The organism is Streptomyces scabichelini (assembly GCF_011045015.1).
Classification (GTDB): domain Bacteria; phylum Actinomycetota; class Actinomycetes; order Streptomycetales; family Streptomycetaceae; genus Streptomyces; species Streptomyces scabichelini.
On sequence record NZ_JAAKZY010000349.1, the window covers coordinates 1 to 6,801 of the forward strand.

At 71.6% G+C, this 6,801-nt stretch carries 5 protein-coding genes; 2 read left to right on the top strand and 3 right to left on the bottom strand.

Annotated elements, in window-relative coordinates; genetic code table 11:
• Nucleotides 1–30: 30 nt before the first annotated feature.
• Together G5C60_RS48700 and G5C60_RS48705 are read right to left on the bottom strand one after the other, a co-directional pair.
• Nucleotides 31–1,455 (bottom strand): FAD-dependent oxidoreductase, encoded by a 1,425-nt coding sequence (locus tag G5C60_RS48700; RefSeq protein ID WP_165270407.1) that lies wholly within the window; start codon nt 1,453–1,455, stop codon nt 31–33.
• 27 nt (nt 1,456–1,482) lie between these two features.
• Nucleotides 1,483–2,487, bottom strand: a complete 1,005-nt coding sequence (locus G5C60_RS48705) for a DUF4349 domain-containing protein (RefSeq protein ID WP_165270409.1) — start codon at nt 2,485–2,487, stop codon at nt 1,483–1,485.
• 160 nt (nt 2,488–2,647) lie between these two features.
• Between G5C60_RS48705 and hemG the strand changes: the two genes are divergently transcribed.
• Nucleotides 2,648–4,108, top strand: a complete 1,461-nt coding sequence (gene hemG / locus G5C60_RS48710) for a protoporphyrinogen oxidase (RefSeq protein WP_165270411.1) — start codon at nt 2,648–2,650, stop codon at nt 4,106–4,108.
• A gap of 4 nt (nt 4,109–4,112) precedes the next feature.
• Entirely contained in the window at nt 4,113–4,844 is a 732-nt protein-coding gene (gene hemQ / locus G5C60_RS48715; RefSeq protein WP_165270413.1) for a hydrogen peroxide-dependent heme synthase, read from the top strand.
• A gap of 85 nt (nt 4,845–4,929) precedes the next feature.
• Here hemQ and G5C60_RS48720 read toward each other — a convergent pair whose 3' ends face one another.
• Entirely contained in the window at nt 4,930–6,612 is a 1,683-nt protein-coding gene (locus G5C60_RS48720; protein WP_165270415.1) for an alpha/beta hydrolase, read from the bottom strand.
• Nucleotides 6,613–6,801 lie beyond the last annotated feature (189 nt).

The following is a 6,801-nucleotide window of genomic DNA, read 5'->3' on the forward strand; positions in this document are numbered from 1 at the left end:
GGCCCGCCCCCCACCTGACCCGCTACATGGTTAGCGCCGCAGGAACACCGCTCCCACCGCCTTGCGGGCCGCTACCAGGATGGGGTCCCATACCGGGGAGAAAGGCGGGGCGTAGCCCAGGTCCAGGGCTGTCATCTCGTCCACCGTCATGCGTGCGGTCAGGGCCACCGCGGCTATGTCCACTCGTTTGCCCGCGCCCTCACGGCCTACGATCTGGACGCCTAGCAGGCGGCCGGTGCGGCGTTCGGCGAGCATTTTCACGGTCATGGGGGCGGCGTTGGGGTAGTAGCCCGCGCGGCTCGTGGACTCGATGGTGACCGTTTCGTACTGGAGGCCCGCCCTTCTGGCGTCCTTTTCGCGCAGGCCGGTGCGGGCGATCTCCAGGTCGCAGACCTTGCTGACCGCTGTGCCGACGACTCCGGGGAACGTGGCGTAGCCGCCGCCGGCGTTCGCGCCGATCACCTGGCCGTGCTTGTTGGCGTGCGTGCCCAGCGCGATGTGCCGCTCGCGGCCCGAGACCAGGTCGAGGACCTCCACGCAGTCGCCCCCGGCCCAGATGTTCTCGTACCCGCGCACCCGCATCGCCTGGTCGGTCAGCAGTCCCTCGTGGTCGCCCAGGGGCAGACCGGCGGCCTGCGCGAGCGTCGTCTCCGGGCGTACGCCGATACCGAGGACCACCACGTCCGCCGGGTACTCGGCGTCCTCCGTGGCGACCGCGCCGACCCGGCCGTCGTCGCCGGTGAGGACCTTGGTGACCGCGGCGTCGTTCACCATCGTGATGCCCATGCCCTCCATGGCCTCGTGCACCAGCCGGCCCATGTCGGGGTCGAGCGTGGACATCGGCTCCTTGCCGCGGTTGACCACCGTCACCTCGTACCCGCGGTTGATCAGCGCCTCGGCCATCTCCACGCCGATGTAGCCCGCCCCGACCACCACCGCGCGCCGGCCGGGCGTACGGGCCAGCGTGTCCAGCAGCGCCTGGCCGTCGTCGAGGGTCTGCACGCCGTGCACACCCGGGGCGTCGATGCCGGGCAGCGGCGGCCTGATCGGGCGGGCGCCGGTCGCGATCACGAGCTTGTCGTACGACACCCACTCCTCGGCCCCCGAGGCCCCGGAGGTCCCGGAAGCTCCGGAGGTCCCGGACTCGAGATCACGGGCGCGGACCCGGCTGCCCGCGATGTCCAGCTCCGTCACCTCCGTACGCATCCGCAGATCGATCCCGCGTTCACGGTGCTCCTCCGGCGTGCGGGCGATCAGCTGGTCCCGTTCGGAGACGTCGCCGCCCACCCAGTACGGGATGCCGCACGCGGAGAACGAGGCGAAGTGGCCGCGCTCGAACGCGACGATCTCCAGTTCGTCGGGGCCCTTCATGCGGCGCGCCTGGGACGCGGCGGACATGCCCGCCGCGTCCCCTCCGACGATCACCAGACGCTCTCTCGTACGGCTCATGCCCATACGAACACGCTACGGGGGCGCCGCATTTCAGTCCTGCTCGCCTCCCTCTCCCGGTGCCGGCCGGGCCACCGGCAGCGTCATGCCCGCGGTCGCCGTACCCGCGCCCGCCGTGGCCGGGCGGCGCGGCAGCCGGTGGCGCAGGAAACGTACCCACAGCAGCACGAGCAGCGCCGTGCCCACCGCGAAGGGCAGTACCGCGGCGAGTGCCACCGCGATCCAGCGGAACGTGGTGACGAACGCGTTCCAGCCGCCCGCGAGCGCGTCCACGAACCCGGGATCCTCGTCGTCCGCCGTCTTCTTCACCGGGGTCTCGGACAGCGACAGGGTGATCGTGGCGAGGCTCGTCCGGTCCTTCAGGGACGCCTGCTGGGCCAGCAGGGCCTCCAGGTCGGCCTGACGGGTGCTCAACTCGCCTTCCAGGGTGACCACATCGCTGAGCTTGGTCGCCTGGTCCATCAGCTCGCGGATCCGCGCCACGCTGGCGCGCTGCGACGTGATGCGGCTCTCCACGTCGACGACCTGGTCCGTGACGTCCTCCGCCTTCGCCGTCCGGTCGATGAGCTTGCCGGAGCCCTCCAGGTCCGCGAGCACCTCCTCGTACCGGTCCGTGGGCACCCGCAGGACGACCCGTGAGCGCTCGTGGCCCTTGGAGCCGCGGTCCGTGGTCTCGTTGCCGACGATGCCGCCCGCGTTCTCGACGGCGGTACGGGCCTCGGCGAGGGCCTTGGGCACATCCTTGACCTGCACGGTCAGGGACGCGGTGCGGATGATGTGGACAGCGCTCAGCTTCGGCGGCGCGGCGGCCTGTTGGCCCTTGCCGTCGCTGCTGTCCTGGTTGCCGCCCGCGCCCTTCGCGTTGCTCTGCGCGGCTTCGCCGGCGGCGGAGTCCGCGCCGCCGGCGTCGTCCGTGCCGGTGCATCCCGTGAGCGCGAGGGCGGCGGCCAGCAGCAGTGCCGAGAGGAGCTGGACAGGTCGTAGGGATCGTACGGATCGGAGCCTGGACGTTCGGTGCGTGGTGCCATGCGTCTGCATGCCGGCGTACCCCCGAGGGTGTCGTGATGACTGACGCTCCTTCGACGCCGGAACGGGGCGCGACGTTGGACGAATCCGGTCCCGAAGAGGTCACGGTCAGGACTCGCCACGGACACCGGGGGCCGGAGGGACTGTCAGTGGGGTCTGGGACAGTGGAGACATGCACGAAGAGACTCGTCCGGGCACGGGGCATGCCGTCGTCATCGGGGGCGGCATCGCCGGTCTGGCCGCCGCCCACCGGCTGCTGGACGGCGGTGCGCGCGTGACCGTCCTGGAGGCCACGGACCGGCTCGGCGGCAAGCTGCTGCCCGGCGAGATCGCGGGTGCGCGGGTCGACTTCGGTGCCGAGTCGATGCTGGCCCGGCGGCCCGAGGCGGTGGCGCTCGCCCGCGAGGTGGGCCTCGACACCCGGCTTCAGACGCCCGCGACGGCGAGCGCGTCGATCTGGACACGGGGTGCGCTGCGGCCCATGCCCAAGGGCCACGTCATGGGTGTGCCCGGCACCGCGTCCGCTCTCGCCGGGCTGCTCTCCGAGGAGGGCCTCCACCGCATCGAGCGCGACGCCGACCTGCCGCGCACGGACATCGGCGACGACGTGGCAGTGGGGGAGTACGTGGCGGCCCGCCTCGGCCGCGAGGTGGTGGACCGCCTGATCGAGCCACTGCTGGGCGGCGTCTACGCGGGCGACGCATACCGCATTTCCATGCGCTCGGCGGTCCCGCAACTCTTCGACGCGGCCCGCACGCACGCCTCGCTGACGCAGGCGGTCCGCGAGATCCAGGCCCGCGCGGCCGCCGCCCAGCAGACCGGCCCGGTCTTCATGGGCCTCGAGGGCGGCGTCGGCCGACTGCCGCTCGCGGTGGCGGAGTCGGTACGAGCGCGGGGCGGCGAGATCGTCACCGGGACACCGGTGACGGAGCTGCGCAGAGTCGCGGACGAGGCGGCATGGCGCATCGTCGCCGGTGGGCGCGTGCTTCACGCCGACGGGGTCGTCATGGCCGTTCCCGCCACCACGGCTGCCGCGCTGCTGCGTGCCGAAGCGCCCGCTGCCGCGGCCGAGCTGGCCGCCGTCGAGTATGCCTCCATGGCGCTCATCACGCTCGCCTACCGGCGCGACGAAATCAGCCTTCCCGAAGGGAGCGGTTTTCTGGTGCCGCCCGTTGACGGGCGGACCATCAAGGCGTCGACGTTCGCATCCCAGAAGTGGGCATGGATCGCCGAGGAGAACCCGGACGTGGTGGTCCTCAGGACGTCCGTGGGGCGGTACGGCGAGACGGAGGTGCTCGGGCGCGAGGACGGTGACCTCGTCGACGTCTCGCGGCACGATCTGCGCGAAGCCACCGGGCTGGCCGCGGCGCCCGTCGAGAGCCGCGTGACGCGCTGGTACGACGGGCTGCCCCAGTACCCCGTCGGGCACCACGCGCGCGTGGCCCGCATCCGGGAGCACGTCGGCAAGCTGCCGGGCCTCGCGGTGTGCGGAGCGGCGTACGACGGAGTCGGTATCCCGGCCTGCATCGCGAGCGCGTACGCCGCCGTCGACCAGCTGAAGGGCGACCGCGGCGGACTGGACGCACTGGTCGCGAACCCGGTGCAGAGCCTGCACGGCGGAGCGGGAGAATAGCCCCATGAGTGACGACGCCCCCACCACCGAGCCCGCCAAGATCCCGAACAAGGGCAAGCTGGCCAAGGACCTCAACGAGGTCATCCGCTACACGCTGTGGTCCGTCTTCAAGCTGCGCGACGTCCTCCCCGAGGACCGCGGCGGCTACGCGGACGAGGTCCAGGAGCTCTTCGACCAGCTCGCCGCCAAGGACGTCACGATCCGCGGCACGTACGACGTGTCCGGGCTGCGCGCCGACGCCGACCTCATGATCTGGTGGCACGCGGAGACCGCCGACCAGCTCCAGGAGGCGTACAACCTCTTCCGCCGTACGAGGCTGGGCCGCGCCTTGGAGCCGGTCTGGTCGAACATGGCGCTGCACCGCCCCGCCGAGTTCAACCGCTCGCACATCCCGGCATTCCTCGCCGACGAGACGCCGCGCAACTACATCAGCGTCTACCCGTTCGTGCGCTCCTACGACTGGTACCTGCTGCCCGACGAGGACCGCCGCCGCATGCTCGCCGACCACGGCAAGATGGCCCGCGGCTACCCGGACGTGCGCGCCAACACGGTCGCCTCGTTCTCCCTCGGCGACTACGAATGGATCCTCGCCTTCGAGGCAGACGAGCTGTACCGCATCGTCGACCTCATGCGCCACCTGCGCGGCTCCGAGGCACGGCTGTACGTCCGCGAGGAGGTCCCGTTCTACACGGGCCGCCGCAAGGACATCGGCGAGCTGGTCGCGGGTCTGGCCTGATCGGCGTCTGAGCGGCCTTGGCGCCGTAAGGGGCGCGGGGAACTGCGCGACCAGCCACGACGGACCCGCAGTCACCCACTACCGCCTACGCCACTGCTCGCGGAGCGCTCCGCCGCGAGCGGTCGCCCGGCGAAACAGGCTTGGGCTCCGGATGCGGTGCGCACTCCTCGCCCCGCACCGGAAGCTGCCCCGCCAGCAGATACGCGTCCACGTGGCCGTTGACGCACGGGTTCGCACCACCCCCGATCCCGTGCGTGCCCGCGGCCCGCTCGGTCACCAGCACCGAGCCGGACAGCCGCCGACGCAGCTCCAGCGCCCCCTTGTACGGCGTGGCCGCGTCCCGCTCGGCGGCCAGGATCAGCGTCGGCGGCAGCTCGCCGGGTGACGTCCGTACGTCGAGGGGCCGCTGCCGCGGCACCGGCCAGTACGCGCACGGCAGATTCGTCCAGACGTTGTCCCACGTCTCGAACGGCGCCACGCGCGCGAGGCGCGTGTTGTCGCGGTCCCAGGTGCGCCAGTCGGTCGGCCAGGGCGCGTCGTTGCACTCGACGGCCGTGTAGACGGCGTCCCCGTTCTCCTGCTCGGCCACCGCCTCCGGTTGCGGCCACGCCTGCTGGATCAGCGGCTTCGGGTCGCCCTTGAGATACGCGGAGAGCGCCAGCGCGCGCTGCGGCCAGTAGCTGTCGTAGTACCCGGCCTTCAGAAACGCACTCTGCAACTGCCCCGGTCCGATCTTGCCGCCCGCGGGCTTGGCGGCGAGCCGCGCCCGTGCCTTCTCGTAGCTGCGCAGCACCTCCCTGGGTGTGCGGCCGAGTCCGTACACCTTGTGGTGCTTGGCGACCCATGTGCGGAAGTCCGTCCAGCGCCTCTCGAAGGCGGCCGACTGGTCGAGGTTGTTGCGGTACCAGATCTGCTCCGGGTCCGGGTTCACGGCCGAGTCGAAGACCATCCGGCGTACATGCGAGGGGAACAGCGTCGCGTACAGGGCTCCGATGTACGTGCCGTACGAAGCGCCCATGAAGGTCAGCTTCCGCTCGCCGAGCGCGGCGCGCAGGACGTCCAGGTCGCGCGCGTTGTTGAGCGACGTGAAGTGCCGCAGCCCGCTGCCGGAGCGCTTCAGACAGCCGCGTGCGTACGTCTTCGCCCGGGCGATGCGCTCCTGCTTGTGCGACTCCGAAGGGTGCGTGGGCGACTGCGAGGGCCCCTTCATGAGCTGGTTCGGTGCCTGGCAGGACAGTGGCGCGGAGCGGCCTACCCCGCGCGGTGCATAGCCGACGAGGTCGTACGCCGCCGCGATGCGCTTCCACTCGGGGAACTGGCCGGCCAGCGGGAAGCGCATGCTGGAGGCGCCGGGGCCGCCCGGGTTGTAGACGAGCGAGCCCTGATACGGGACCTTCCGCTTGCCGTTCGCGCCGCCGTTCTTGCCGCCGTTCTTGGCGTTCTTGCCGTCCTTCCTCTCCTTGCCTGTCTCTCCGTTCTTGCCGGTCGCGCGCACGCGGCTGACGGTCAGGTCGATCTTCTTGCCGTCGGGCCGCGCGTAGTCGAGCGGCACCGTCACCGTGCCGCACTGGAGGCTGCCCGGGGCGTCCCGCTCCGCGGCGCACTTCCCGAAGCGGATGCCTTCGGCGGCGGCGCGCGCGGCGGCGACGGCCACGCCGTGCCGTTCGGCCCAGCCGGGTGCCGCGGCCCGGGCGTCGCCCGCAGGGGCGGCGACGAGGGCGGTCAGGACCAAGGACCCGGCGGTTCCATAGAGGACGGCAGCTCTCATCGCGTATCCCTTCGGCGCACAACAATGGCAAAAGGGATATTTCGTTTGGTATTTGGTGAAGTAAAGCACCGGCCCGCTGGTGTCCGGGTGGTTTTTGTTCTCCTTGCTCTACGGAGGCGGGCTGGACGCCGGTGACGGCAGGGTGTAGCTCGGCGAGGGGGACACCGGGACGGGCGGGCTGGGGGAGGC